The sequence below is a fragment of the Micromonospora sp. Llam0 genome (assembly GCF_003751085.1).
In the GTDB taxonomy this organism is placed as follows: domain Bacteria; phylum Actinomycetota; class Actinomycetes; order Mycobacteriales; family Micromonosporaceae; genus Micromonospora_E.
Genome location: NZ_RJJY01000001.1, coordinates 1,793,175 through 1,818,687, shown reverse-complemented (window position 1 = coordinate 1,818,687; position 25,513 = coordinate 1,793,175). Strand labels below are relative to the sequence as shown.

23 protein-coding genes and 2 pseudogenes are annotated in these 25,513 nt (G+C 70.8%); 14 read left to right on the top strand and 11 right to left on the bottom strand.

Going from position 1 to position 25,513, the window contains the following annotated elements:
• The first annotated feature begins 174 nt into the window (after positions 1-174).
• Genes EDC02_RS08175 through EDC02_RS08160 form a run of 4 tightly spaced genes read left to right on the top strand, consistent with a single transcriptional unit; the run spans position 175 to position 3,911 of the window.
• Positions 175-1,443 carry an ABC transporter substrate-binding protein gene (locus EDC02_RS08175; protein WP_123601418.1) on the top strand — a complete coding sequence of 423 codons (1,269 nt, stop codon included), beginning with the start codon at positions 175-177 and terminating at the stop codon, positions 1,441-1,443.
• Between the two features lie 31 nt (positions 1,444-1,474).
• Positions 1,475-2,434, top strand: a complete 960-nt coding sequence (locus tag EDC02_RS08170; RefSeq protein WP_123604610.1) for a carbohydrate ABC transporter permease — start codon at positions 1,475-1,477, stop codon at positions 2,432-2,434.
• Positions 2,431-3,303, top strand: a complete 873-nt coding sequence (locus EDC02_RS08165) for a carbohydrate ABC transporter permease (protein ID WP_233605800.1) — start codon at positions 2,431-2,433, stop codon at positions 3,301-3,303. Before EDC02_RS08170 ends, EDC02_RS08165 begins: the two co-directional genes overlap by 4 nt.
• Positions 3,300-3,911, top strand: coding sequence for a hypothetical protein (locus EDC02_RS08160; protein WP_123601417.1), 612 nt, complete (start codon positions 3,300-3,302; stop codon positions 3,909-3,911). The genes EDC02_RS08165 and EDC02_RS08160 overlap by 4 nt, the downstream gene beginning before the upstream one ends.
• Before the next feature lie 31 nt (positions 3,912-3,942).
• On the opposite strand, the gene sthA is transcribed toward EDC02_RS08160, so the two are convergent.
• Positions 3,943-5,346: a Si-specific NAD(P)(+) transhydrogenase gene (gene sthA / locus EDC02_RS08155; RefSeq protein ID WP_123601416.1), complete on the bottom strand. Its 1,404-nt coding sequence runs from the start codon at positions 5,344-5,346 to the stop codon at positions 3,943-3,945.
• Between the two features lie 255 nt (positions 5,347-5,601).
• On the opposite strand from sthA, the gene EDC02_RS08150 reads away from it, so the two are divergent.
• Positions 5,602-6,060 carry a hypothetical protein gene (locus EDC02_RS08150; RefSeq protein WP_148083370.1) on the top strand — a complete coding sequence of 153 codons (459 nt, stop codon included), beginning with the start codon at positions 5,602-5,604 and terminating at the stop codon, positions 6,058-6,060.
• Between the two features lie 35 nt (positions 6,061-6,095).
• Here the strand turns inward: EDC02_RS08150 and EDC02_RS08145 are convergent, their stop codons facing one another.
• On the bottom strand, positions 6,096-7,127 hold the full coding sequence (locus EDC02_RS08145) for a serine hydrolase (protein WP_148083369.1): 1,032 nt from the start codon (positions 7,125-7,127) through the stop codon (positions 6,096-6,098).
• Positions 7,128-7,253: 126 nt separating this feature from the next.
• On the opposite strand from EDC02_RS08145, the pseudogene EDC02_RS42750 reads away from it, so the two are divergent.
• The 3 genes and pseudogenes from EDC02_RS42750 to EDC02_RS08130 form a co-directional block, all read left to right on the top strand.
• Positions 7,254-7,388 (top strand): annotated as a pseudogene (locus tag EDC02_RS42750) (hypothetical protein); the annotation flags it as partial.
• A 37-nt stretch (positions 7,389-7,425) separates the two neighbouring features.
• Entirely contained in the window at positions 7,426-8,127 is a 702-nt protein-coding gene (locus EDC02_RS08135) for an MEDS domain-containing protein (protein WP_123601413.1), read from the top strand.
• Complete coding sequence (locus EDC02_RS08130; protein WP_158632096.1) at positions 8,114-8,578, top strand: ATP-binding protein; 465 nt, start codon at positions 8,114-8,116, stop codon at positions 8,576-8,578. The genes EDC02_RS08135 and EDC02_RS08130 overlap by 14 nt, the downstream gene beginning before the upstream one ends.
• Positions 8,579-8,607: 29 nt before the next feature.
• On the opposite strand, the gene EDC02_RS08125 is transcribed toward EDC02_RS08130, so the two are convergent.
• Complete coding sequence (locus EDC02_RS08125; protein ID WP_123601411.1) at positions 8,608-9,651, bottom strand: sodium:calcium antiporter; 1,044 nt, start codon at positions 9,649-9,651, stop codon at positions 8,608-8,610.
• Between the two features lie 177 nt (positions 9,652-9,828).
• On the opposite strand from EDC02_RS08125, the gene EDC02_RS08120 reads away from it, so the two are divergent.
• From EDC02_RS08120 to EDC02_RS42740, 3 genes and pseudogenes are all read left to right on the top strand, one after another.
• The gene (locus EDC02_RS08120; protein ID WP_123601410.1) at positions 9,829-10,809 is read left to right on the top strand and encodes a sporulation protein; all 981 of its coding nucleotides are present in this window, start codon (positions 9,829-9,831) and stop codon (positions 10,807-10,809) included.
• A gap of 289 nt (positions 10,810-11,098) precedes the next feature.
• Positions 11,099-12,973, top strand: a pseudogene (locus tag EDC02_RS42745) (BTAD domain-containing putative transcriptional regulator); the annotation flags it as partial.
• Positions 12,974-12,982: 9 nt separating this feature from the next.
• A complete protein-coding gene (locus EDC02_RS42740) occupies positions 12,983-14,179 on the top strand; it encodes a tetratricopeptide repeat protein (protein ID WP_370461523.1) in 1,197 nt (398 codons plus the stop codon).
• Here the strand turns inward: EDC02_RS42740 and EDC02_RS42735 are convergent.
• Genes EDC02_RS42735 through EDC02_RS08075 form a run of 8 tightly spaced genes read right to left on the bottom strand, consistent with a single transcriptional unit; the run spans position 14,154 to position 22,836 of the window.
• A complete protein-coding gene (locus tag EDC02_RS42735) occupies positions 14,154-15,200 on the bottom strand; it encodes a lysylphosphatidylglycerol synthase domain-containing protein (RefSeq protein WP_370461433.1) in 1,047 nt (348 codons plus the stop codon). The genes EDC02_RS42740 and EDC02_RS42735 overlap by 26 nt on opposite strands.
• Complete coding sequence (locus EDC02_RS42730) at positions 15,197-16,270, bottom strand: glycosyltransferase family 2 protein (RefSeq protein WP_158632095.1); 1,074 nt, start codon at positions 16,268-16,270, stop codon at positions 15,197-15,199. Before EDC02_RS42730 ends, EDC02_RS42735 begins: the two co-directional genes overlap by 4 nt.
• Entirely contained in the window at positions 16,267-17,400 is a 1,134-nt protein-coding gene (locus EDC02_RS08100; RefSeq protein ID WP_123601407.1) for an endonuclease/exonuclease/phosphatase family protein, read from the bottom strand. The genes EDC02_RS42730 and EDC02_RS08100 overlap by 4 nt, the downstream gene beginning before the upstream one ends.
• The gene (locus tag EDC02_RS08095) at positions 17,397-18,416 is read right to left on the bottom strand and encodes a glycosyltransferase family 2 protein (RefSeq protein ID WP_123601406.1); all 1,020 of its coding nucleotides are present in this window, start codon (positions 18,414-18,416) and stop codon (positions 17,397-17,399) included. The genes EDC02_RS08100 and EDC02_RS08095 overlap by 4 nt, the downstream gene beginning before the upstream one ends.
• Before the next feature lies 1 nt (position 18,417).
• Entirely contained in the window at positions 18,418-19,428 is a 1,011-nt protein-coding gene (locus EDC02_RS08090) for a glycosyltransferase family A protein (RefSeq protein ID WP_123601405.1), read from the bottom strand.
• Positions 19,429-19,458: 30 nt separating this feature from the next.
• Complete coding sequence (locus tag EDC02_RS08085) at positions 19,459-20,469, bottom strand: UbiA prenyltransferase family protein (protein ID WP_123604608.1); 1,011 nt, start codon at positions 20,467-20,469, stop codon at positions 19,459-19,461.
• 13 nt (positions 20,470-20,482) lie between these two features.
• Entirely contained in the window at positions 20,483-21,526 is a 1,044-nt protein-coding gene (locus EDC02_RS08080) for an NAD(P)-dependent oxidoreductase (RefSeq protein ID WP_123601404.1), read from the bottom strand.
• Entirely contained in the window at positions 21,520-22,836 is a 1,317-nt protein-coding gene (locus tag EDC02_RS08075; RefSeq protein ID WP_123604607.1) for an aspartate aminotransferase family protein, read from the bottom strand. Before EDC02_RS08075 ends, EDC02_RS08080 begins: the two co-directional genes overlap by 7 nt.
• Positions 22,837-23,155: 319 nt before the next feature.
• Here EDC02_RS08075 and EDC02_RS08070 point away from each other — a divergent pair, with 319 nt between their 5' ends.
• Genes EDC02_RS08070 through EDC02_RS08060 form a run of 3 tightly spaced genes read left to right on the top strand, consistent with a single transcriptional unit; the run spans position 23,156 to position 25,511 of the window.
• Entirely contained in the window at positions 23,156-24,166 is a 1,011-nt protein-coding gene (locus EDC02_RS08070; protein WP_123604606.1) for a glycosyltransferase family A protein, read from the top strand.
• Positions 24,163-24,873, top strand: a complete 711-nt coding sequence (locus EDC02_RS08065) for a polysaccharide deacetylase family protein (protein WP_233605797.1) — start codon at positions 24,163-24,165, stop codon at positions 24,871-24,873. The genes EDC02_RS08070 and EDC02_RS08065 overlap by 4 nt, the downstream gene beginning before the upstream one ends.
• The gene (locus tag EDC02_RS08060) at positions 24,873-25,511 is read left to right on the top strand and encodes a trans-aconitate 2-methyltransferase (protein WP_123601403.1); all 639 of its coding nucleotides are present in this window, start codon (positions 24,873-24,875) and stop codon (positions 25,509-25,511) included. Before EDC02_RS08065 ends, EDC02_RS08060 begins: the two co-directional genes overlap by 1 nt.
• Positions 25,512-25,513: the final 2 nt, after the last annotated feature.

The following is a 25,513-nucleotide window of genomic DNA, read 5'->3' as shown; positions in this document are numbered from 1 at the left end:
CCGGTGTGCCGCCCCGGACCGGCCCGGGTCGGCCGGCATGTCGCGGAATTGTAACGTTCAAGTCAGCCATTGACGCACATGTAACTGACTCCTAACCTACGTTGACAAGCGCTTCCCGTGGCCCGCGACACGTGGGTACGCACCTGCTGGTCAGCTCGGATCCGGAGGTTTCTGATGGCAGTATTGAAACGATTCACCAGGTCACTGGCCATCATCGCCACCCTCTGCCTGGTCGCCACCGGCACCGTCGCCTGCGGCGACGACACCGAGTCGGGCGAGGTCGCGCTGCGCTACTCCTGGTGGGGCAACGCCGATCGGGCCGATCTGATGCAGCAGGCGATCGACCTGTTCGAAGAAGAGAACCCCGGCATCACCGTCACGCCGAGCTTCCAGGAGTACGAGGCGTACTGGCAGAAGTTGACCACCGAGACCGCCGGCGGCAACATGCCGGACGTCCTGCAGATGGACTTCTCCTACCTGCGTGAGTACGCCGACCGGGGGGTGCTCGGCGGCCTCGACGAGCACGTCGGCGGGGACCTCGTCCTGGACGACCTGCTGGCCGGGTTCGACGGTGCCGGTGCGGTCGACGGCACGCTGTACGCGGTCCCGGTCGGCGGCAACACCTGGAGCATGTTCTACAACCCGGCACTGTTCGAGCAGGCCGGGGTACCCGCGCCAGCCATCGGCTGGACCTGGCGCGACTACCACGCCGCGATGGCCACCATCAAGGCCGAGACCGGCACATACGGCGGCGGCAACTACACCGGAGTGATCTACAACCTGGAGGCGCAACTGCGCCAGGAGGGCAGCGCGTTGTTCACCGAGGACGGCCGCCTCGGCTTCAGCAAGGAACGGCTGGCGCGGTTCTGGCAGCAGGGCATGGACCTGATCGAGCAGGACGTGGTCCTGCCGGTGGAGACCGCCGTCCAGATCAAACCGGCCTCCCTGTGGGTCGACGACCTGGCCGCCTCCGACCTCAGCTGGGACAACTTCCTCACCCGGTACGCGGGTGAGACCGACACCGAGATCAGGCTGGGGCCGGTGCCCAGCGACAACCCCGGGCAGCTCGGGCAGTACCTCAAGCCGGCGATGCTGCTGAGCACGTCGGCCGACACCGAGCATCCGGAGGCGGCTGCCAGACTGATCTCCTTCATGATCAACGACCCCGAGGTGGGTCGGATCTTCGGCGGAAACCGTGGCCTGCCGGCCACCAACGCCCAGCGGGACGCGGCCGAACTCGACGGGCCGCTGGCCGCCGTGGCCGCCTACGAGGAGACCATCGCCGACCAGCTCACCCAGGCACCACCGGCACCACCGCGCGGTGCCGGCAGCATCGAGGCAGCGTTCATCCGGATCAGCGAAGAGCTGCACTACGGGCGGATCGGCGTGGCAGAGGCGGTCGACCAGCTCTTCGCCGAAGCCGAGGAGATCCTCGAGCCCTGATCCGTACGCGGTGACCAGCCCGAGGAATCCGATGACAAGCTCCACCGTCGACTCCGCCCGGCCCGCGGCAGCAGGCCGCCGTAGGCCGGCGACGCCGCCATCGGGTCGCCGCAACGGCGACCCGATGGCCGGTTACCTGTTCCTGTCCCCCTGGATCGTCGGCATGCTGCTGCTGACGGTCGGCCCGATGGCCGCCTCGCTGTACCTGTCGTTCACCGACTACAACCTGTTCACCACGCCGGAGTGGGTCGGGCTGGACAACTACCGCCGACTCGTCGACGACGACCGGTGGCTGCAGTCGGTCCGGGTCACCGCCGGGTACGTGCTGCTCGCCGTACCGTTGAAGCTCGCCGCGGCGCTGGCGGTGGCGATGCTGCTCAACCAGCGACGGCGCGGCCAGGGCTTCTACCGGGCGGCGTTCTACGGGCCGTCGCTGATCGGCGCCAGCGTCAGCGTCGCGATCGTCTGGAAGGCGCTGTTCAGCGACGACGCGGTGGTCGACCGACTGCTGAGCTGGGTCGGTCTGGACAGCGGCGGGTGGGTCGGCAATCCCGACTTCTCGCTGCTCATGCTGGTGCTGCTGGCGGCCTGGCAGTTCGGCGCACCGATGGTGATCTTCCTTGCCGGGCTCAAACAGGTGCCGGCCGAGCTGTACGAGGCCGCCGAGGTGGACGGCGCCGGCCGGGGGCGTCGCTTCTGGTCGGTGACCCTGCCGATGATCTCGCCGGTGCTGTTCTTCAACCTGCTGTTGGAGACGATCAACTCGTTCCAGATCTTCACCTCGGCGTACGTCATCGGCGGCCGCAACGGCAGCCCCGCCGGCTCGACCCTGTTCTACACGGTCTACCTCTACGACCGGGGCTTCACCGACTTCCGGATGGGCTACGCCTCGGCGATGGCCTGGATGCTACTGCTCGGCGTGGGGCTGGTGACCGCGATGCTGTTCCGGACCGCCCGTGGCTGGGTCCACTACTCGGGAGACAACCGTTGACCCCCGCGTCCCGCACGGCGGGCGCCGCCACCCGGCGGCGACGTCTCGGCAGCGTCGGCTGGCATCTGGCGGCGGTGGCCCTGCTGGCGGTGATCCTCTACCCGGTGGTCTGGGTCGTCTCCGCCTCGTTCAAACCGTCCGGGTCGATCGTCGGCAGCCTGGAACTGTTTCCCCAGGAACCGACGCTGGGCAACTACCAGCGGGCGGCCGAGGGCATGGCCGGTATCAGCGTGCTGCGGTTCTTCTGGAATTCGGCGGTGCTGGCGGTGCTCGCCGTGGTCGGGACGGTGGCGTCGTCGGCGCTGGCCGGCTACGCCTTCGCCCGGCTGCGGTTCCGTGGCCGGACCGTCCTGTTCGTACTGATGATCTCGACCCTGCTGCTGCCGTTCCACGTGCTGATCGTCCCGCAGTACGCGGTCTTCCAGAACCTCGGCCTGGTCGACACCTATGTACCGCTGCTGGCCGGCAAGTTCCTCGCCGCCGAGGCGTTCTTCGTCTTCTTGATGGTCCAGTTCATGCGCGGCATCCCGCACGAGCTGGACGAGTCGGCCCGGATCGACGGCGCCGGGCCGTGGGGCATCTTCTGGCACGTGGTGCTGCCGTTGTCCCGGCCCGCGATGGTCACCACGGCCATCTTCACCTTCATTTGGACCTGGAACGACTTCCTCGCGCCGCTGATCTACCTCAGCACCCCGGACAAGTACCCGTTGCCGTTGGCGCTGCAGCTCTACATCGACCAGACCACGCTGTCCGACTACGGTGCGTTGATGGCCATGTCGATGCTCGCGCTGCTGCCGGTCATCGGGTTCTTCCTGTTCTTCCAGCGTCTGCTGGTCGACGGGGTCGCCACCTCGGGACTGAAGGGGTGAGCGCCACCGGCCGCGACGCCGCCACCGGGGCCGGCGTGCGTGGCGCCCGCTTCGCGCTGTTCGGTGAGACCCTGCTGATCGGGGTGCTGGTGCTGGTCAGCCTGCTACCGCTGGTCACGCTGCTGGCCGCGCTGGCCGCCGGGTGCGCGCAGCTGCGGGCGTACGTCGACGGCACCGGCAGCACCCGGCTCGGTGCCTTCGGCGTACGGTTGCGGGCCGCGCTGCCCGGCAGCTGGCCGTGGTCGCTCGCGGCGGTCGGGGCCGGGCTGCTGTTGTTCTTCGACGCGGCGGTGGTACGCACCGGCCAGTTGCCGGTCGGCGAGCTGGTCGCGGCGGTCTGCCTGCTCACTGCGGTCGGTCTGGGCGCCGTACTGTTGCGGGCCGCCGCTGGCTGGCACCCGGGCGCGGCCTGGCCGGCGCTGCTGCGGGCCGCAGTGCGCACGCTGCGGACTGACCCCGGCGGTACGGTGCTGCTGACGCTCGCTCTGGCCGGTCTGGTCCTGGTCACCTGGCAGCTGGTCCCGCTGGTGGTGCCGATGACCGGTTGTGTGCTGCTCGCCGCGGTCGCGGTGCACCACCGTCGGGCGGCACCGGCCGGGCCCGACTGACCCGCTGGGCCGTCGGCTGGACAGCCGACCGTCAGTCGTGCAGCTGAGCGAGGTGCCGCATCTTGTTCATCGCGTCCAGCGCGGCGACCTTGTACGCCTCGGCAAGGGTCGGATAGTTGAACACGGCGTCGACGAAGTAGTCGACGGTGCCGTTGCAGCCCATCACCGCCTGCCCGATGTGCACCAGCTCGGTGGCCCCGGTGCCGAAGATGTGCACGCCGAGCAGTTGCCGGCTGTCCGGTGCGACCAGCAGCTTGAGCATCCCGTACGAGTCGCCGACGATCTGCCCGCGGGCGAGCTCCCGGTAGCGGGCGACCCCCACCTCGAAGGGCACCCGGTTGTCGGTGAGCTGGTCCTCGGTGCTGCCGATGAAGCTGATCTCCGGGATGGTGTAGATGCCGATCGGCTGTAGCTGCGGCATGCCACGGGCCGGTTCACCGCAGGCATGGTGGGCGGCGAGCCGGCCCTGCTCCATCGAGGTGGAGGCCAGGGCGGGAAAGCCGATGATGTCCCCCACCGCGTAGATGTGCCCGGCCGTGGTCTGGAAGTTCTCGTTGACCTGGATCCGGCCCCGGGCGTCGGCGGTCAGGCTGGCCCGCTCCAGGTCGAGGTCACCGGCGACGCCCTGGCGCCCGGCGGAGTACATGACGGTGTCGGCGGCGATCCGCTTGCCACTCTCCAGCACCGCGACCGCGCCGCGCTGGTGACGCTGCACCGACGCCACCTCCTCGCCGAAGCGGAAGGTGACCGCGAGGTCGCGCAGATGATACTTGAGTGCTTCGACGATCTCCAGGTCGCAGAACTCGAGCATCCGGTCCCGCCGCTCCACCACGGTGACCTCGGTGCCGAGCGCGGCGAACATCGAGGCGTACTCGATGCCGATCACCCCGGCTCCGATCACCAGCATCGACTGCGGCACCTGTTCGAGGTTGATGATGCCGTCCGAGTCGATGATGGTCCGCTCGTCGAAGTCGACGCTGGCCGGGCGGGCCGGGCGGGTGCCGGCCGCGATCACGATCTTCTCGGCGGTGACCTTGTTCCCGTGGCCGGTGGCATCGGTCACCACCACGGTGTGCGCGTCGTCGAACCGCGCCGTGCCGGTCATGATCCGTACCCGGTTGCGGGTCAACTGGCTGCGGGTCACGTCGATCTCGCGCCCGATCACGTGCTGGGTCCGGGCAGCCAGGTCACTGACCGTGATGTGATCCTTGACCCGGTAGCTCTGACCGTAGACCTCGCGCTGGTTGAGGCCGGTCAGGTAGAGGACGGCCTCGCGCAGGGTCTTGGACGGGATGGTGCCGGTGTTGATGCACACACCGCCGAGCATGTGCGCGCGCTCGACGACCATGACGCTCCGGTCGAGCTTCGCCGCGGCGATCGCCGCCTTCTGTCCACTAGGGCCGGATCCGATCACGAGCACGTCGACGTCATACACCGGCCCAGTCTGACAGGCCCGGGTTTCCGGCTGCTTACGGCCACCCCCGTCCGTCCGGACGAACTGGGAAGATAGACGGTTTGCCTTCCGCAGCGAAAGGCCTACCATGGGACAACGTGCGCCATGCGAACGCGACGTGTATGAATATATGACGGCACAGGCGTTGATGTCCGCTATGCCGTAGACCGTTGCTTCCCTCGCCCAGTACCGCCCCAGTCGGCCCCCTCGCCCCAGTCGGACCTGAGAGGCACCACCGTGAGCCACCCCTACCGTTCCTCTGCTGACCACTCTGGATTCTCCCCCTCCCGCCGCTCCCGCCGGCGGCCGGTCTGGCTGTGGATCACCGCGCCGGTCGTGCTAGCCGTCCTGGTCATCGGGGTCGGCGCGCTGACCAGGGGCGAGCAGTCGCAGGCGACGCCGACGCCGACAGTCGGCGAGAGCACATCGCAGACCCCACCGGCCGACACCGAAGGCTGGCAGGCATGCCAGGACCTGCGGGAGATCAGCGCGGCCGAGCTCGACCACGACGTCAACCGGGAGATCGGCCAGCAGGCACAGGCGTCGACCGACACCACGCTGGCCGCTCGCGGAAAAGACCTGGTGGACGCCGCCCGGGCCGCCGCCGACCAGGAGCCGATCGAGGGGAACCTGACGATCTCGGCCGCGCAGGTCGACCTGCGCGAGGCCTGCGACCGGGCATTCGGCCCGGCCTGACCCACCGGTACGGTGCCGGACGGCCGGCCGAGGGCTCAGCCGGCCGGGGCCGGTCGGCGCCACGTGTCGAAGGCGATCCGCACCGCCTGTTCCACCGCCGCGATGCCGGCATCCAGCGAGTCGTGGTGGTCGGACAGCACCGCCACCAGCCAGTCGTGGTCGTCCTCGACGATCCGCCCGATGCTGTTGACCAGCCAGCGTCCGTCATGATCGCCGACGGTGTCCCAGCCGTTCTTCACCCAGGTACGGGAGCCGGTCGTACCGGCACCGGCCGGCACCCCCCACCGCTGTCCGTCGACCACCCGACCCATCAGGTCCAGCACCAGGCCTCGGTCCGCCGGTCGCAGCGGGCTCTCCTCGTCGACCAGCCCTCGGAGCAGCCGGACCTGGTCGGCTGACGTGGTGACGGTCGTCCCCCAGGCCGACCTCGGTCGGGTCCGGGTCAGGCCGAGCTCGGTGTTGACCCGGTTCAATCCGGCGACGCCACCGATGGCGGCGAAGAGTTCACTGGCCGCAGCGTTGTCACTGGCTGTGATCATTGCCTCGGCCCGGTCGCGTTGCACGGCGGTCAACGGGGTCCCGTCCCGGTCCAACAGCAGGGCAGTGAGAATCTCCACCTTGACGATGCTCGCCGTCTGGAACCGGAGCTCGTCACCGGTGCGGAAACCGGTCCCGGTGCCGCGCTCGACCACCGCGAAGCTGAACTGGCCGGGCAGCCCGGCGGCGTACCCGCGTACCTGTCGGGCCGCCAGCGCCGCCCGGCGGCGCTGCTCCGTCACGACGTCCGGGGTCGGCACCGCAGCGGTCGGCACGGCCACCACCGTACCCGGCCCACCCGCCGCCACCCGACCGCCGGTCACCGGCGAACCGGCGGCAGCCCGCCACCCGTAGCCGAGGCCACCGGCGGTGAGCAGGCCGAACAAACCGACGCCGAGCAGTGACCGACGGGGTGTGCGGCCTCGGGAGTGGGCGCGTCGACCGGACCGACCTGCGGCGCGACCGCTGGCCGGACCTTCTCCGATGATCACGTGCGCCCCCGTCAGATCCGGTGCCGTCTGCTCTGCCACCGGTGGTACGGGCAGTGCACGGCGGACGTTCAAATCGACGGCTCGACGGGGGCGTGTCCGGGTGCGACCGGGTGCAACGCATAAGGTGGCGGGCATCCTCCCGATGACGGACAAGGCGGATCGACGATGGCGGACACGGCTACGGTTGGCACGCTCGGCGCCGGCGACCATGCCTGTCTCACCTTCTCCGACCAGGAGGAGCGACTGGACCTGGTGGCGGCCTTCGTGCGTGGCGGGCTGCGGGCCGGGCAGAAGGTGGTCTGCTGGACCGACTCGGTGAGCCCGGACGAGCTCACCGGTGAGCTGCACGACCGCGCGGTACGGCCTGGCCCCGGCGCTGCGCCGGGGCCAGCTGCGCATCGCCTCGGCCACCGAGTCGCTGCTCGGCGGGGCACCGGCCGACGCCGGTGCGATGGTGCGGACGCTCGCGCGGGAGGCCCGGCAGGCCAGCGACGAGGGCTACGCTGGCCTGCGGGTGACCGCCGACATGTGCTGGGCGACCCGCCCGGCCGCCGCAGCCGATCAACTGGTCGAGTTCGAGACGCTGGTCGCCGACCTGTTCGCGCACGGCCAGCTCTGTCTGATCTGCCAGTACGACCGGGAGCGGTTCGACGCCGTCACGCTGGCGTTCGCCGCCCGGGCACATCCCAGGACCGTCGCGGCTCAGGTCTACCTGGAGCATCCACTGCTGCGGATCTGCCGGCAGTACAGCCCGGCCGGCCTGCGCATCGCCGGTGAGCTGGACTACCGGTACAAGGACGTGCTCGAGCTGGCGCTGGCCGAGTCGGTACGGATCGACCGCCACCTGCACATCAACCTGACCGGGCTGGACTACATCGACGGCGCCTGCGCCGGCATCATCCTGGCTGCCGCACGGGCGTTGCCGAGATCGCGCCGGATGACGGTGTCCTGCCGACGGCTGGTCGGTACCGTGCTGGCTCTGGTCGGCGCGGATGACGTGGCTCAACTCCGGGTACAGAGACGCCATGAGCAGCCCTGATCCCACCTCGCTCGGCATCGGGGGACGACCGACGGACGATCCGTCCCCGGACGGTGCCGTCGACCAGCCGTTCGACCGGGACGGTCTGTACGGCCTGCGGGCCACGCTCAGCGCACACGCTCCCGGGCTGGACATCTCGGCCGAGCAGACCGAACATCTGCTCATCGTCGCCGGGGAGCTCGCCACCAACGCGATACGCCACGGCGGCGGCAGCGGCCGGCTCCGGTTGTGGCGCCGCGAGGACATCCTGTACTGCCAGGTCAGCGACAACGGGCCGGGGATGCGCGACCCTCAGGTAGGGACCGTTCCACCGGACCAGGCGCAGGCCGGTGGTCGGGGCATCTGGATCTGCCGGCAGCTGTGCACCGAGCTGATCATCGATCGTGCCGAACCGGGGCCGGGGGCGGTGGTCACCGCGGTGATCAGCCTGGCCCGCCCGGCCGGCCGGTGACCGACGGTCCGGTGGTGCTGACGCTGGCGTCAGAAGGCCAGCACCGCGACCACGGCGAGATAGCCGCCGAACAGCAGGGTGCCTTCGAAACCCAGCCGACCCCAGCCGCGGACCTGCCGGGCCAGCAGCCCACCGAGCAGCACCGTGGTCATCAGTAGCGCGGCAGAGGTGAGGAACAGTTCGTCCGGACCGGCTGCGTGGTAGATCGACCCGGTGCGGTAGAAGACGTCAGCGACCACCAGGTTGAGCGCGTCGAGGCAGTTGCCGCCGAGGATGGCGGCGACCGCGAGGGTCACCGCGCCGCGCCGTACCGCGGCGATTGCGGTGATCGTCTCCGGCAACGCGTTGACCAGACCCATCAGCACCCCGCCGACGAATCCGGCCCGTAGCCCGGTCGACTGCACCAGACTCTCGGCGGCGAGGGCGGTCAGCCAGCCGCTGGCGGCGACGGCCAGCCCGACGAGAGCGAACCGCACCCACAGCCGACGTAGCGGACGGTCGTCGAGGAGGCCATGGCTCTGCGGCAGATCCCGGCGGGTCTCGTTGGTGTCGACGGCTTGCCAGTAGGGCGTAACGTCGGCGGAGTGGACGATCATGACGCCGCCGAGGTAGCAGCCGACCATGATCATCGAGACCGGGTGGACGCCGACCACCGCGCCGTCCGGGGTGTAGGTGGCCAGCAGGGCCAGGGCCAGCAGCGCCAGCAGCAGGCAGCCGAAGAGCAGGTTGGACAGCGAAGCGGCGGCGTGTTCGAGGTTGACCCGCCGGTAGAACAGGTCGGCCACCGCGATAGCGGTGGTCTGCGCGGCGATGCCGCCGACGGCGTTGCTGTAGGCCAGTTGCGGAGCGTCACTGATCGCAGTGACCGCGGTCATCACGATCCCGGACAGCGAGGTCGCCAGTCCGAAGAAGACCGCGCCGAAGAGCGCCTCTCCCAAGCCGGTCCGGTCGGCGAGCGCGTCACCCACGGCGACGAGCCGGATCCCGCCGACCACCGTCACCACCCCGGCGATCGCGAACGCGGCTATCGACCAGGAGACAGGCCAGTCCGCCGTCACCACGAAATCCGGCATAAGACGTATTTTCTCATATTGTCCGGCCGTCACACGCGATATCGCCGGACCACGCCGACAACCCGTCACGGTCGATCAGGATAAACTGAACACCACCCACAATTTCCACACTGGATGTCCGATGTGCCGGTGCCGGCAGGACACGGGCCTGCCAATCAAAGAACGAGAGGAACGTACGTGGTATTCAAGAAGATGCTGGGTGCTCTGGGAATCGGCGCTCCCAGCGTCGACACGGTGCTGCAGAACCCCAACACCCGGCCGGGCCTGGCCCTCACCGGGCAGGTGAACATCACTGGCGGCAGCCACGACGTGCAGCTGGACCAGATCACGGTCAGCTTGGTCACCCGGGTGGAGGTGGAGGCCGGCGGCGAGGACCACAACGCCCTGGCCGAGTTCCACCGGTTCCCCGTGTCCGGCGGCATCCACCTGCGCGAAGGCCAGCAGTTGTCGTTGCCCTTCCAGTTCCCGGTGCCGTGGGAGACCCCGGTCACCGACCTCTACGGGCAGCGCCTGCACGGCATGACCATGGGTCTGCGGACCGAGGTCGCCATCCCGGGGGCGATCGACCGGGGCGACCTCGACGCGGTGCACATCTACCCGCTGCCGCTGCAGGAGCACATCCTGGAGGCGTTCGCCCGGCTCGGCTTCGCCTTCAAGGGCGCCGACCTGGAGTACGGGCGGCTGCACGGCGTGCCCCAGACCCTCCCGTTCTACCAGGAGATCGAGTACTACGCCGCACCCCAGTACGCCGGCGGCATCAACGAGGTCGAGCTGACCTTCGTGGCCAGCGAGTACGGCGTCGACGTCGTGCTGGAGTTCGACAAGCGCGGCGGTCTCTTCCGGCCGGGGCACGACTCGTACGGCCGATACCGGGTCAGCCACGCAGACGCCGACCAGGTGGACTGGACCGCCCAGGTCGACACCTGGGTACGCCAGGCGCTCTCCCAGCGCCAGTCGCTGATCGGCGGGTACGGCGCGCCCGGTGGGCACTACGGCGGGCATCACGGAGGACACCATGGCGGGTCGGGAATGGGTGGCGTCGTCGCCGGCGCGGTCGGCGGCGCCGCGCTCGGCTTCGCCGGCGGGATGATCGCCGGCGAGGTCTTCGACTCGTTCGGCGGGGACGAGGACTCGGGTGAGGAGTTCGAGGAGGAGTGACCATCCGCCGGGCGTTGGCGCTCCGGGCGGGGCGCCAACGCCCGGCGACACGGGCGATGCCACCAGGTCACCGCAGTACCCGACACGCGACGGAGAGAGATCCGACCCACATCCTGATTCTCCACTGCGGACACCCGATAACCGACGATTCGGCAATTCGACTGGGTCATTCGAGAGCTAGCGTTGCATTGCCGAGCGACATAGACGTAGGTTGAGCCCAGCCGACCGACGTACACGGCCAACCCGTTCCGAGCGGCGGCATTCGGTACGACCGGCGAGGGTGACGACTTTGCGTATCCGGGTCCTCGGTCAGGTCTGCGCCTGGCGCGATGGTGAACAACTGGATCTCGGACCAACGGCTCAACGGGCCATCCTGGGACTGCTCGCGATCGCCGCCGGACAACCGGTGCGAGCGGCAGAGATCTCCGATGCGGTCTGGGCCGACCGGCAGCCGCCACCGACTGCCCGGAACGTGATCCAGACCCACATCAAACACCTGCGGCGACGGCTCGAACCCGACCGGCCGCCCCGCGCTCCGAGCACGGTGCTCCCCCAGGTCGGGGACGGCTACGCGCTGCGGCTACCCGCCTCGGAGGTCGACGCGGGGGTCTTCCGCCACCGGCTCGCCGCCGCAGCCGGTCTGCAGCGCAACGGCGAGCTGAGTCGTGCGGCCGACGAACTCGAACAGGCCCTCGGACTGTGGCTCGGCCCGCCGATGGCCGACATCCCGACGTTGGCCGAGCATCCCCGGGTCGTCGCGTTGCTCGAGGAGCGGCACACCGCCCTGGCAAGGTACGGCGACATCATGATCACCGCCGGGCGGGCCGCCGAGGCGGTGCCCGCTCTGGAGGAGGCCGCCGCCGCACAGCCACTGGACGAGGCGGCCCAGGCCCGACTGATCCGGGCGTACCACGCCGCAGGACACCGTGCCCGGGCGTTCCACACGTACCACCGGGTGCGCCGGCACCTGACCGACGAGCTCGGCGTCGATCCCGGGCCCGAGCTGACCGCCGCACACACCGCGCTGCTGCACGACGACGAGCTGACCGCAGCCCCAGATGCCCGACCCTCGGGCGGCGAACCCGGCCGGGCAGCGCCCGAACCGGTGCCGGCGCCGGCACCGGCCCAGCTGCCGGCCGACATCCCGGACTTCACCGGCCGGGTCACCGAGTTGGCCGAGCTCGACCAACTGCTCGACGACGCCCAGGGGCGGACCGATGACGACGTGGACCGGTCGTCAGGGGTGACCGTCGCCGCAGTGTCCGGAACCGCTGGCGTCGGCAAGACCGCACTCGCCGTCCGTTGGGCGCACCGGGTCCGGCACCGGTTCCCCGACGGCCAGCTCTACGTCGATCTGCAGGGCTACGACGCCGAGCAGCCCGTCTCCCCGGGCCAGGCGCTCGCCGGCTTCCTGCGGGCCCTCGGCGTGGCCGGTCCGGACCTGCCGCTGGACCTCGACGAACGGGCGGCCTGCTACCGCAGCCTGACCGATGGACAGCGAATGCTGGTGGTGCTCGACAACGCGGCGTCGGCGGAGCAGGTCCGGCCGCTGCTGCCCGGCTCGCCGTCCTGTCTCGTCCTGGTCACCAGCCGGGACTCGCTGGCCGGGCTGGTCGCCCGGCACGGCGCCCGCCGGGTCGGCCTCGATCCGCTGCCGCTGGCTGAGGCGGTGGCGCTCATCCACCGACTGATCGGTGCCCGGGCCACCGTCGAACACACCGCCGCCGCGGTCCTCGCCGCGCACTGTGCCCGTCTCCCGCTGGCCCTGCGGGTGGCCGCGGAGCTGGCGGCCACCCGCCCCACCGCGCCACTGGTCGAGCTGGTCCGCGAGCTCGCCGATCAGCATCGGCGCCTCGATCTGCTCGACGCCGGTGGCGACCGGCGCACCGGCGTACGCGCGGTGTTCTCCTGGTCCTACCTGCATCTGCCGGCCGACGCCGCCCGCGCGTTCCGGCTGTTGGGGCTGCATCCCGGGTCTGATCTGGAGCCGTACGCCGCCGCCGCGATCACCGCCACCTCGGTGCCCGACGCCCGCCGGTTGCTCGAGCTGCTCGCCCGCGCCCACCTGATCGAACGTGGGCCCGGCCACCGCTACGGGATGCACGACCTGCTCCGGGCGTACGCCGTGGACCTCGCCGGCCAGCAGGAGTCACCGGTCGACCGGCACCGGTCGATGACCGTCCTGTTCGACCACTACCTGCACACCGCCGCGACCGCCATGGACCTGCTCTTCCCCGCCGAGCGACACCGGCGGCCGGCGGTGACCGGCCAGAGCGTCGCGGCGCGGCCGCTGCTCGACGCCGCCGCGGCCCGGGCCTGGCTGGAGCAGGAACGGGCCAACCTGGTCGGCGCCGTCGTGCACACCGCCGGGAACGGCTGGCCGGAACATGCCCGGCGTCTGGTACTCACCATCTTCCGCTACCTGGAGGGCGCCGGCCACTACCCGGATGCGGTCACCGTGCACCACCACGGTCTACTCGCGGCCGAGATCATCGGTGACCGGGACTCGCAGGCACACATGATGACGAACATCGCCGTGGTGTACGGGATGCAGGGGCACCGGCAGCTGGTCGCCGACCATCTCCAGCGCGCGCTGGTGCTCTACCGGCAGACCGGCGAACGTGCCGGGAAGGCCCGGGCACTGGGTAACCTCGGCGTCTTCCACGGCCAGCAGGGCCAGTACGACCAGGCCACCGCCCATCTGCGGGAGGCCCTCGGCCTGCTGCGGGAGGCCGGTGAGGCGCACGGCGAGGCGATGGCGCTGGGCAACCTCGGCTGGATCGCCGTACTGCAGGGCCGTTACGCCGAGGCGGCCGATCACCTGTCCGACGCGATCGTCCTGTGCCAGCGGATCGGGCACCGGGTGGGGTTGGCGTTCGCGCTGGACTCGCTGGGCCAGTTGCATGCCCGGCTGGGCAGCTTCCGGGCCGCCGCAGACCATCACGGGCAGGCCCTGGAGATCTACCGGGACACCAGTCAGCCGATGGGTGCGGCGTCCGCGCTGGTCGGACTGGCGGACGCGCTGATGGAGGTCGGTCACGCCACCGCGGCCCGGGACCACTACCGGCAGGCGCTGTCGATCTCCGCGCAGATCGGCGACCGGACGCAGCAGGCCCGGGCACACGCCGGACTGGCCCGTGCCGGGCAGCGGTTGGCCGACACCGACCGGCGACGAACGGCCACCGACCGGGGCAACACCCCCGACGACGTCTGGGACCACTGGTGCCACGCGCTGGCCCATTTCAGTGCGATCGGCGCTCCCGAGGCCGAGCAGATCCGGGCCCGGCTGAATGCGGCGGACCGCGACCGGGGCGGCACCGGGCCCGGCACCGCCCCGGTCGCGGTCAGCGCACCGGCACCGGGTCGGTGAGCACGGTGCCGGTCGCCCTTCGCCGCCGGTGCAGGTACTGGGCGAGTAGCAGCCCGCCGGCTCCGACCGCGACGTCGCTGCACACGCAGACCAGCCGGCTGGCCAGCACCACGGTGCCGGCCAGCGGCAACGGCATCACCGACGCGAGAGCCAATGCGAGCACCGCTTCGCGTACCCCGATGCCGTCCGGCGCGACCATCACCAGCAACCCGGTGACGGTGGCCAGCGCGAACCCGGCGACGCAGATCAGGTACGACCGGCCGGCCGGCGCCCCGGCGACGACCGCAAGCAGCCACAAGTGATGGCCGGAGATGATCCAGGACAGCGCCTGCGCCAAGATGGACCGACGCACCCCACCGGCTGAGGCTCGGACCTGCGGCGCGGGCCGGCGCAGCACCCGGGCGGCCAGCCGGATACCGCGATCGAGCAGGTCGGGCCGGATCAGCAGGATGGCAACCGGCAACGCGGCGGCGGCTATCCACCACATCCCGCCGCCGGCGACCGACGGGCCGGCGGCGATCCCCACGGTGAGCCCGGTGAGCGCGACGATGCTCCAGCTGAGCACGAACACCGACGCCAGCCGGACCGGACCGACGTCGACCGCCTTGCCCATCCGGACCAGCACCGGCAACGCGACGAAGCGCCCGGGCACGAACTTGACGAGGAAGCCGACGAAGAAGATCCGGGCCGCCGTCCAGGTGTCGACCCGGGCGCCCAGGTCGACGAAGAGCGCCCGCCAGGACAGCACCCCGAAGACCAGCCCGACGCAGTTGACCGCGAAGGCACCGCCGACGGTGAGGTAGACGGCGACCGGGTCGAGGGACCCGGCCAGCTCGCGGACCGGTGCCCAGTCCTGGGTCCGCAGCACGGTGATCAGTCCGACCACCAGCAGGGCGATGAACACGACGACGAACACCCGGTTCGCCACCCGCAACCAACGACCCCACCGGCCGGACGACGGCACCGCGCTCTGCGGACGGCCCGGCACCGTGCCACCGGCCTCGTCGGCCCGGCCGGTCACCGGCCCGTCTCCGGTGCCGTCGCCGACCGGGCCGGTCGGCGACGGGTCGAGCGCACCAGCCCGGCGGCGAATCCGACGGTCATCCCCGCCAGTTGGGTGGTGTGCATCAGGAAGTGCATCGCGACGAAGTACACCAGGAACCGGTTTCCCTTCCGGCGCCGAACGAAGCGGAACAGGGCCCCGTCCACCAGGGTGAAGGCGGTGAAGGTGGCCGCCGGCACCGCCAACAGCCAGCCGGCGACGGCGGCCAGCGGCAGGGTCACGGCCGTCGCCGCGCAGCACAGCATCGCGGCCACCGCACCGACGTCGACGCCGGAAGCGGGACGCGCGGTGTCGGGCCGGTGCCCATCGGCGCGGTGCACCCGACGCCGGTCGTCAGCGGCGAGCACGCCGGCCAGCAACGCCCCGTAGCTGACCGCTCGGCGGACGTGTTCGGCCAGGAACGGCCGCAGCCGGTCGACGTCGTCGTGCCGGCCCACCACGTCGGCGCTCATCCGGATCTCGTACCGGGCGGGCAGTCGGGTGCCGAACTCGATGTCCTCCGCGTCGCGCAGCCGCTCGTCGAAGCCGCCCACGTCGTCGAACGCCTGCCGCCGGATCGCGGTCAACGCGAACAACGTCGCATCCGCGACACCGTCACGCTGCCGCCGCCAGTAATGCTCGAACAGGGTCTTGTAGATCTCCACCGGGCCGTCGGCGGCCAGCGGCTCCGCGTCGTAGATGCCCTGCACGACCGCGCACCCGGGATGCTCCCGAAGAACCCGCAGCGCGTTGCCGATCGCGTCCGGCGCCAGCGCGATGTCGGAGTCGACGAAGAACAGCACTTCACCAATGGCCGCCGCCGCACCGGCGTTGCGGGCGGCGGACACCCCCTGGTTGGTGGGCAGGCAGATCAGCCTGCAGGGCAGCCCGGCGGCGATCTCCCGGGATCCGTCGGTGCTGGCGTCGTCGACCACGATCACCTCGACCGGCTGGCAGGTCTGGCGGTACACCGCCCGCACACAGTCGGCCAGGGTCTTTGCCTTGTTGTACGTCGGGATCACCACCGACACCGTCGGGTGCCCGGTCACCACGACACCCACAGCGTCTGCGGCCGGTGGTCGGACATGCCGCGGGCGTCGCCGAACTCGTACCGGTGCACGGTGACCCCGGTGGAGACCAGCGCCCAGTCCAGTCGCCAGGACGACACCTGTTCGGTGGGCCACGACGCGAGGTAGACGGACCGGCTGACCGACTCGGCGTCGCGCAACTCGGGCGGCAGGCGGCGCAGGTCACCCATCGCGGGGCTGGTGTTCAGGTCCCCGGCCAGCACCACCGGGTTGTCGTTGTCCGCCACGTCGGCGGCCAGCGCCCGGAACTGCGGCACGCGGCGCTGATGCTGTTCCCGAATCGTCCGGTGGAACTCCCCGGTGAACAGGCCGGGGCCGCCGGCCCACAACGGCACCGGCAGGTGCGCGTTGTAGGTTGACAGCACTCGGTCGCCGACCCGCAGGTCGGTACGGAGCACCTGGTAACGCCAGAAGTCGGTGAAGTCGTCCGGGGCCGGGGGAAGCCCGTCGGCCTCCAGCGGTGTCTGCTCGACGATCGGGTACCGGGACAGGGTGACGAGCTCGCCGATGACCGCCAGATGGAAACCCGGCATCTCCCGGCGCAGCCGCTCGAGGTCGTCGATCGGCACGATCACGCCGTCGACCTCGGCGATGTACTCCTGCAGCAGGTAGACGTCGGCCCGCTGGTCCCGCAGCATCCGGTAGAAGTCGTCGGCCCGGTCGGTGGTGTGCCAGTAGCCGGTGTTCCAGGAGACCACCCGCAGCGCGTCCGGCGGCACCTGCGGCGCCGACCGCAGCGGACCGGGCAGGTTGATTCCGGCCAGCCCGACGCCGGCCAGCAGCGACACGGCGCACATCAGCGCCGCCGGGCGGCGGGTCCGCCGGCAGCCGGCCGCCGCCGTGGCGAACAGCAGTGGTACGGCGACGAACATCACCGGCGGCATCAGCTCGGCGAGCACCCACCACCAGACTCGGCCGCTGAGCAGTCGGTGGGCCAGCACGTACGCCAGCCACGCCGCCGAGCCGGTCAGGAACACCCGGCCGAGCCAACGCCGCCACCACCGTCCCCACGGTCCCGGCCCTGGCCCCGGCTCGGCTGCGCCGCCGCCGGTGGCCGTCGGCGCCTCGGCTGCGGCAGCCTGAGCGGTCATACGGTGGCCTCCGCGGGGAAGGTGCTGTCGTAGAGCTGCCGGAACGGCCGGGACACCAGCCACTGCAGCGTACCGACCGCCACTCCCGCCGTGATGGTCACATTGACCAGGAAGTGCACCGCGACGAAGAAGGCCAGGAACCGGACTCCGCGCAACCGGTGCGCCAGAGCGTACATCGGCCGGTCGGCGGCGACCGACGCGGCGAACAACCCGACCGGCACCACCGACCACAGCGGACCGAGCAGGACCGGCAATACCACCGCCGGCACCGCGGCGGCCGCCGCCAGGCTGCCCCAGGCCCGCGACGCCGTCTCGAAGCCGGTGGCGAACCGGCGGGCCCGGGCGTACAGCGGGATTCGCAGCCGGGCCCGGTGAAAGAGCTTGCGCAGCAACGGCACCAGCTGGTGGTCGTGGTCGTGCCGGCCACGGACCCGGGAGGTCAACCGGAGCTGGTGGCGGCGCGACAGCCGGTACCCGTAGTCGACCTCCTCGGTCTGCTTCAACGCCGGGTTGAACGGCCCCACCTCCTGGTAGACGCGACGCCGGATGGCGCACATCGCCGGGAACAGGAAGGTGACGTTGCCCTCGCCGCTGGCCGACCAGTGGTGGTACTGCAGCCCCCGGTAGCGGGCGACGGCGGTGTCGTGCAGCAGCGGCTCCGGGTCCTCAATGCCGCAGACCGCGCCGACCCCCGGCTCGGCCTGCAGAATGGCCACCGCCTCGGCGACCGCGTCGGGGGCCATCGCCACGTCGGCGTCGACGAAGAACAGGATCTCGCCGCTGGTGCTGGCGACGCCGACGTTGCGGGCCCGGCCGCAGCCGCCGTTGTCGGCCAGCGCGATCACCCGCACGCCCTGCGCCTCGGCGACCGCCACCGAGTCGTCGGTGCTGCGGTCGTCGACAACCAGCACCTCGATCGCCGGGTAGGTCTGGTCGGCGATCGCCTGCAGGCACACCGCCAGCGAGTCAGCGTAGTTGTAGCTCGGCACGATCACCGAGACCAGTGGAGTCGACATGTCACACCGCCTCGGCCGGCTTGTCGTAGAGCCGCCGGAACGCCCGCGACGTGAGGTAGCTGGCGAAACCGACGGCCGCGGCGACGCCCATCACCACGTTCAGCAGGAAGTGCATGGCGACGAAGTAGCCGACGAACAGCGGGTTGCGACGGGCCGCGACGAACCGGTACATCGGCCAGTCGCAGGCGACGAAGCCGGCCAGCGCAGCCAGCGGCAAAACGCTCCACCAGGGACCGAGCAGCAGCGGCAGTACGGCGGTGAGCACGGTGAGCAGCGCGGCGACGCTGCTCCACGCCCGTGGGCCGCTGCGCAGCCCGCCGGGGAAGGTGGGGTTCTGGGCGTACATCGGGATGTGCAGCATGGTGCGGGTGAAGACCTTGCGGATCATCACCCGCAGCTCGTGGTCGTGGTCGTGCACGCCGCGCACCGCCGGGGTCAACCAGATCTCGTACCGGCGGGCCAGTCGGAACCCGTAGTCGGCGTTCTCGGTCTCGCGCAGCCGCGGGTTGAACGGCCCGATCTCGGCGAACACCTCGGCCCGCATCGCCAGCAGCGCGGTGTACATGGTGTAGATCCGCCCCTCGTCGGCGATCAGCCAGTAGGACTGCTGCATGCAGCGGTACTCCTCGACCAGGCTGTCGCGGATCAGCGGCACCGGGTCGTAGTTGCCGCACACCGCACCGATCTCCGGCCGTTCGGTGAGCAGCGCCACCGCGTTGGCCACCGCGTCGGGTTTGGCGGCCACGTCCGAGTCGACGAAGAACAGGATCTCCCCGTTGGCGTTGGCAGCGCCGAGGTTGCGGGCCACCGAGGGACCACCGTTGACCGGGGTCTGCACGACCCGCACGCCGTACGACTCGGCCACCGCCACCGAGTCGTCGGTACTGCGGTCGTCGACGACGATGATCTCCAGATGGGGGTACGTCTGGGCGCGCAGCGCGGACAGACACAGCCCCAGCGCCCGGGCGTAGTTGTAGTTCGGCACGATGACCGACACGAGCGGGTCAGGCATAGAAAGAGACCACTTTCGAGAAAGGATTCGCTAGAACGACGGGTACTGGGCGGCGAGCAGGGCGATACCGACGCTGGCGGCGAGCAACGCGGCGGCGACGACGATCAGGCGGTCCCGCAGTACGGTCCGGACCGGGTCGCCGCCGCCCCGGCGGACCAGCACCGCCTGCAGGTAGCGGGAGATCCCGAACAGCACGAGCGGTACGGCGCTCAGCAGCAGGGCGTTGCGGTGCACACCGACCGGCGCGTCCGAGTGCAGGTAGAGCAGGAAGCCGATGACCGCGACGGTGGCGTTCACGGTGAGCAGTTGGTCGGCGAGGTTGAGGTTGTAGCCGCGCAGCGCCGGGCGGTGCGCGGCGCCGTCGACGGCGAGTTCCTGCCGGCGTTTGCCCAGGATCAGCAGCAGGCAGGTGGCGAAGACGGTGGTCAGCAGCCAGGCCGAGACCGGGCCGGCGGTCGCCGCGTAGCCGAGCAGCACCCGCAGCACGAAGCCGGCGGCGACCACGCAGATGTCGACCAGCGGGACGTGCTTGAGCCACCGGCTGTACGCCAGGTTGAGCACGAGGTAGCCGGCGACCGGCCACCAGGCCAGGGCGGGTCCGGCGACGACGCCGGCCGCCAGTGCGGCGGTGAGCGTGGCGGCGAACAGCCAGGCGGTGCCCGCAGAGACCCGGCCACTGGCCACCGGTCGGGACCGCTTCGACGGGTGACCGGCGTCCAATTGCCGGTCGGCGACGTCGTTGACCACGTACACCAGCGACGACGCCAGGGTGAACAGCAGCACCGCCCAACCGACCCGGCCCAGCGCGGCGGCGGTCCAGACCGGAGCGTCCAGCAGCGCGATCGGCACGGCGAGCAGGTTCTTCGGCCACTGCTGCGGCCGGGTCAGCGCGGCAAGGTCGGCGGTGGTCCGCCCCATCCGGGCGGCCGCGCCGCGCGCCGTCCACCCGGACCGACCGGTCCGGGTCGGGTGGGCGCCCGGTGGCGCCACCGGTGTCGTGGACACCGATGTCGGCTCGGCCGCGACCTCGACAGCGGGCATCGGCACCTCCTGGCTAGAAGAAGACCTTGGCGGCGGCGAGCACACCCTGCCGCCACGGGTCTCGGCTGGTACGGCCGCTGGCACCGGCCGGCGTACCGCTCGTCCGCTGTCCCTGCCACCACCGGAACGTCTCCAGCACCGCGTCGCGGTTGCTGTACCGAGGGCTGAACCCGAGTCGCTGCCGGGCCCGACCGATGTCCACGTAGGAGTCATCCATCAGCTTGTGCAGCAGCCGGCCGTACACCGGGGACAGCCTGGTGCGTTCCAGCAGGCCGAGGGCGGCGAGCGCGGGCCGGGCCGGCAGTGCGACGACCCGCTTGCCGTGCCCGGCGGCGTCCAGCACCGCCTGGAAGTCCTCGCGCAGCGTGCCGAACTCGGCGGCGCCGATGTTGTACGTGTCGTTGGCGACCTCGGCCGGTGCCCGCAGCACGGTGACCACCGCTTCGACCAGGTCGGCGACGTGCAGCATCTGGATCCGGACCTGGCCGTCGCCGAGCACCGGGAAGTTGCGTCCCTCCTGGGCCCACTGGAACAGCATCGAGAACAGCCCCATCCGACCGGGGCCGAGGAACGTCTTCGGCCGCAGCACCGGCAGCACCAGATCGGCGTCACGGTAGCCGACCGCCAGCCGTTCGGCGTCCGCCTTGGCGGTGCTGTAGGGGTCGACCGGGGCGTACGGGTGCTCCTCCGGCGTCGGCACCTGCCGGGGCAGGCCGTACACCGCGGTGGAGGAGATGTAGACCAGCCGGGGCACCCGTGCGGCACGCACCGCGTCCAGTACCGCCCGGCTGCCGTCGACCACAATGGAGCGAATCTGCGCCGCCGGGTAGCTGGGCAGCGCGGCGGCGCAGTGCACGACCGCGGCGGCTCCGGTCAGCGCCTGCCGCAGCGCGGCCGGGTCCCGCACGTCGCCGGTGAAGTGCCGATAGCCGGGCGGGGCGGTGCCGGGTGCGGGTTCCCGCAGGTCGAGTCCGACCACGTCGACGCCGTCGGCGACCAGCCGGGCCACCACCGACGAGCCGAGCATGCCGGCCGCCCCGGTCACGGCGATCACCACAGCGAGCCGACCTTCTGCGCGACGAACCGGGTCAGCAGCCGGGTGAGGCCCTGATCGAGGACTTTGTCCAGGCTGTCCAGGAAATACTCGACGTCGTCGTCGGAGGCGACCAACGGCGGGCCGACCACCAGTGGGCTGGCGCCGTTGAGGGTGTAGTAGGAGTAGATGTCGTGGTCGCGGTAGAGCGCGTTGATCACCGCGCAGGTGACCACCTTGGTCCGCAGCTGAGGATCCCGGGCCAGGCCGGCGGGTGCCAGCTTCGCGGCCAGGTCCAGCACCCGCGGACCGCCGTCGATGAACACCCCCCAGAGCGCGCCTGAGCCGGCGACGTCGGCGACCGCGTCGGGGTGCTGTTTGGCGATCCGGCGCAGGCCGGGCGCCAGCAGTTGCTCGATCCGGCGGGCCCGACCCGGGTAGTCGTCCTCGACGGCGATGTTGACCGCTTCGATCGCGGTGGCACATTCCTCGCCGAACCCGTAGTAGGTGGTCGAGGTGGAATGCATCAGCGCGTCCATCGGGTTGTCGTACGCCTTGCGGAAAATTGCTTCCCGGGCGACGTACGCCGAGATCGACGACTTGCCGCCGCCGAACGACTTCGATGTGGTCAGCACGTCCGGCAGGAGTCCGGGATAGCGCATGAAGTAGAACAGGCTACCGGTTTTTCCCCAGCCGGTGTAGATCTCGTCGAAGATGAGCACGATCTTGTGCTCGGTGCACAGGTCACGCAGACCGCGCAGAAACTCCTCAGAGCACCAGCGCATGGTGGAGGCACTGAACGGCTCGATCAGGATGGCATAGACATCGTCGGGATGCGCGGCGATCGCAGCGCGTACCGATTCGAGGTCGTCATAGCCGAAGGTCACGACACCAGAGATGCCGGGGAACTTGAAATGGTTCTGCGCTCCGCCGGTCAGGCTGCCGGAGCCGAGGAGTTTGCCGTGGAAACTGATGTCGGCGCGCAGGATGGTGTTCCGTCGCCCACCGTGGTGCTTGTAGGCCAGCTTGACCGCGCCCTCGACGGCCTCGGCACCCGAGTTCGGCAGGAAGGACATGTTCAGGTCACCGGGCAGCACCTCGGCCAGGTTGTGGGCCAGCGCAGCGACGTACGGCGAGAAGTAGGTCTTGTGCACCTCCATCCGCTGCCGCTCGGCGAACCGCTGGCGCGCCGCCAGGATGCGGGGATGGTTGTGCCCGTGGTTGAGCACCCCGACTCCGCCGGTGAAGTCGAGGATGCGACGGCCGTCCCGTAGGTACAGGTAGGCGCCTTCGGCCCGGTCGACCAGTTCCCGACCGAAACCGAAGGACGTCATCAGCCCGACCTGGCTCCGGTTGACGTACCGCCGGTACAGATCGTGCACCTGTTTGACGGAGAGCTCGTCACAATCATCGACGGTGAACAGATCAGACACCTATCGGCCCTTTCTCCAGAACTGGCGGCGACACCGAATCGGACACGGAGCACCACCGGGAGCCCTTGCAATTGTGCCGACCGGCGCTGAACGACGACTGTAAGGTGACTGGAGCCGCACTGGACGACGAGCTACCGCCAATTGACCGCCATCGTCACTACGACTATCGTCTCGGCCAGTCACGGTGACACACTTCCCGGCGGTCCCGACATTCGACAAGGTGGTGTCCGTGCCCCCGCACGTATCGGTCGTCATCCCCGCCTACAACAGCGAACGGACCCTGCATGCCTGCCTGAGCGCGGTGTACGGACAGACCCACCCGCCGGTGGAGGTGATCGTGATCGACGACGCGAGCACCGACCGGACCCGGGAGATCGCCCGGCGGTTCCCGGTACGGCTGCTGCAGACCCCGGTCAACAGCGGCCCGGCCGCCGCCCGCAACCGCGGGATCAAGGCGAGCACCGGCGACGTGGTCTTCTTCGTCGACGCCGACTGCGCGCCGACGCCGACCGCGATCGCCACCGCGCTGCGGATCATGGCTGACGAGCCGGGCATCGACTGTGTCCACGGCGTCTACCTCACCCAGCCGTTGTACGACGACGGCCCGGTCGAGGCGTACCGGTTGCTGCACGCCCACTACTGGCGGGTGCGCAACACCGGCCGGGTACGCACCGCGATCTTCGCGCTGTGCGCGGTCCGCCGTTCGGTCTTCGACGACATCGGGTTCTTCGACGAACGGCTCCGCGCCTCCGAGGACGTGGAGTTGAGCGATCGGATGGCCGACCGGCACGGCATCTGGTTGTCCGCCGACGTGACCTGCCGGCACGACGACGACAGCCGGCTCTGGCCGATGCTGCGCAAGCAGTTCGGCCGCTCCCAGATGCTGGTGCCGGTGGCGGTACGGGAACGGGGCCCCGCCGGGCTGCGGGCCAACCGGCCGGGCGGGGTGCTGGCCGCCGCCGCGGTGCTCGGTACCCTGCCGTTGGCCGCGCTGACCCCGGTGCTGCTGGCCCTGCCAGGGCTCGCCCTGGCCTGGTTCGCCGTCGCCGACCCCGGGCTGGCCGGCTTCGTCCGCCGGGAACGGGGTACCGCGTTCCTCGCCCTGTTCCTCGGCCTGCACTTCCTGGTCCACCTGGCCATCGTCTGCGGCGGCACAGTCGGCGGGGTGCGCTTCCTGCTGGACTCGGACTTCGGCCCGACCCGTCGACTGGCCCCGGGGACGAGCCGGTGAACCAGCTGCCGATCCTGCGGGCGAAAGCGCTGGAGGCCAGCTTTCTCGGCGTACGGACCTTTCACCGGCTCCGGCCGGTGACCCCGTCGGCGCGGCGCAGCTGGCCGGTGTTCCGGGTCGGGGCCGGCGAGGTCGCGCTCACCGTCGACGACGGTCCGGACCCCCGCTGGACTCCCGCGCTGCTGGATCTGCTCGCCCGGCACCGGGTGCCGGCGACGTTCTTCCTGATCGGCGACCGGGTCGCCGAGCATCCGGAACTGGCCCGCCGGATCGTGGCCGCCGGCCACCGGATCGGCAACCACTCGCTGCGCCACCCGATGCCGTTCGCGGCGCTCGACGCCGACCGGCTGCACGGCGAGATCAACCATGCCCAGCAGCGGATCCATGACGCCACCGGGGTCGCCGCCCGGCTGTTCCGGGCGCCGAGCGGCGGCTGGTCGGCGCGGGTGCTGGCGGCCACCGTCGACGCCGGGCTGACCCCGGTCGACTGGACGGTCAACTCCAGCGACTGGAAGGAACCCGGCGTCGGCCAGATCACCCGTACCCTGTCGCGCGCCGGCTCCGGCCATGTGCTGCTCTGCCACGACGGCGGCGGTGACCGCTCGCAGACGGTCGCCGCGCTGGGCACCGTGATCCCCCGGCTGCTGGATCGCGGGCTGCGGTTCGTCCCGGTCCCCGACCGCCCTACCACCGCCGAGGAGGCGTGATGGCCCACCCGTTGTTCCGGCTCGCCGCCCGGGCGTTCAACTGGCCGCTGACGGTGCTGGTCCGCCCGTACCCCCGGGTGAACGCCGTGATGTGGGACCTGCAGTACGCGCTGGGGTTGTGGCGGTATCTCGACCAGGGGCGTGACCGTGCCCCGCTGGAACTCGCTCAACGGGTCACGCCGCGACCACGCATCCTGGACCTGGGCTGCGGTACGACCGTCAATCTTGCGCTACCGCCCGGCGGGTACCGGCACTACCACGGTGTCGACATCAGCCGGGCGGCGATCCGCCGGGCCCGCGCGCTGCGCCGGCCGGACACCTCGTTCGAGGCCGCGGACCTGTTGACGTACCGGACCGACGAGCGCTACGACGTGGTCCTGTTCCGCGAGGTGCTCTACTACTTCAGCGTCGACGACGCGGTCGGTCTGCTGCACCGCGCGGCCGGCCTGCTGCGAGCGGGTGGCCGGGTGCTGGTCTGGGTGTACGACGGGACCACCGACACCGGCCGCGAACTGCTGTCCCGGGCCCGTAGCTGCGGGCTGCCGGTGCACGACGAACTCGTCGGCGGGGCGGCCGGCGCGGGCAGCGTTCTGGTGCTGGGTGCCGCCGATCCGGCGCGCAGTAGCGGCCGGTCGTGACC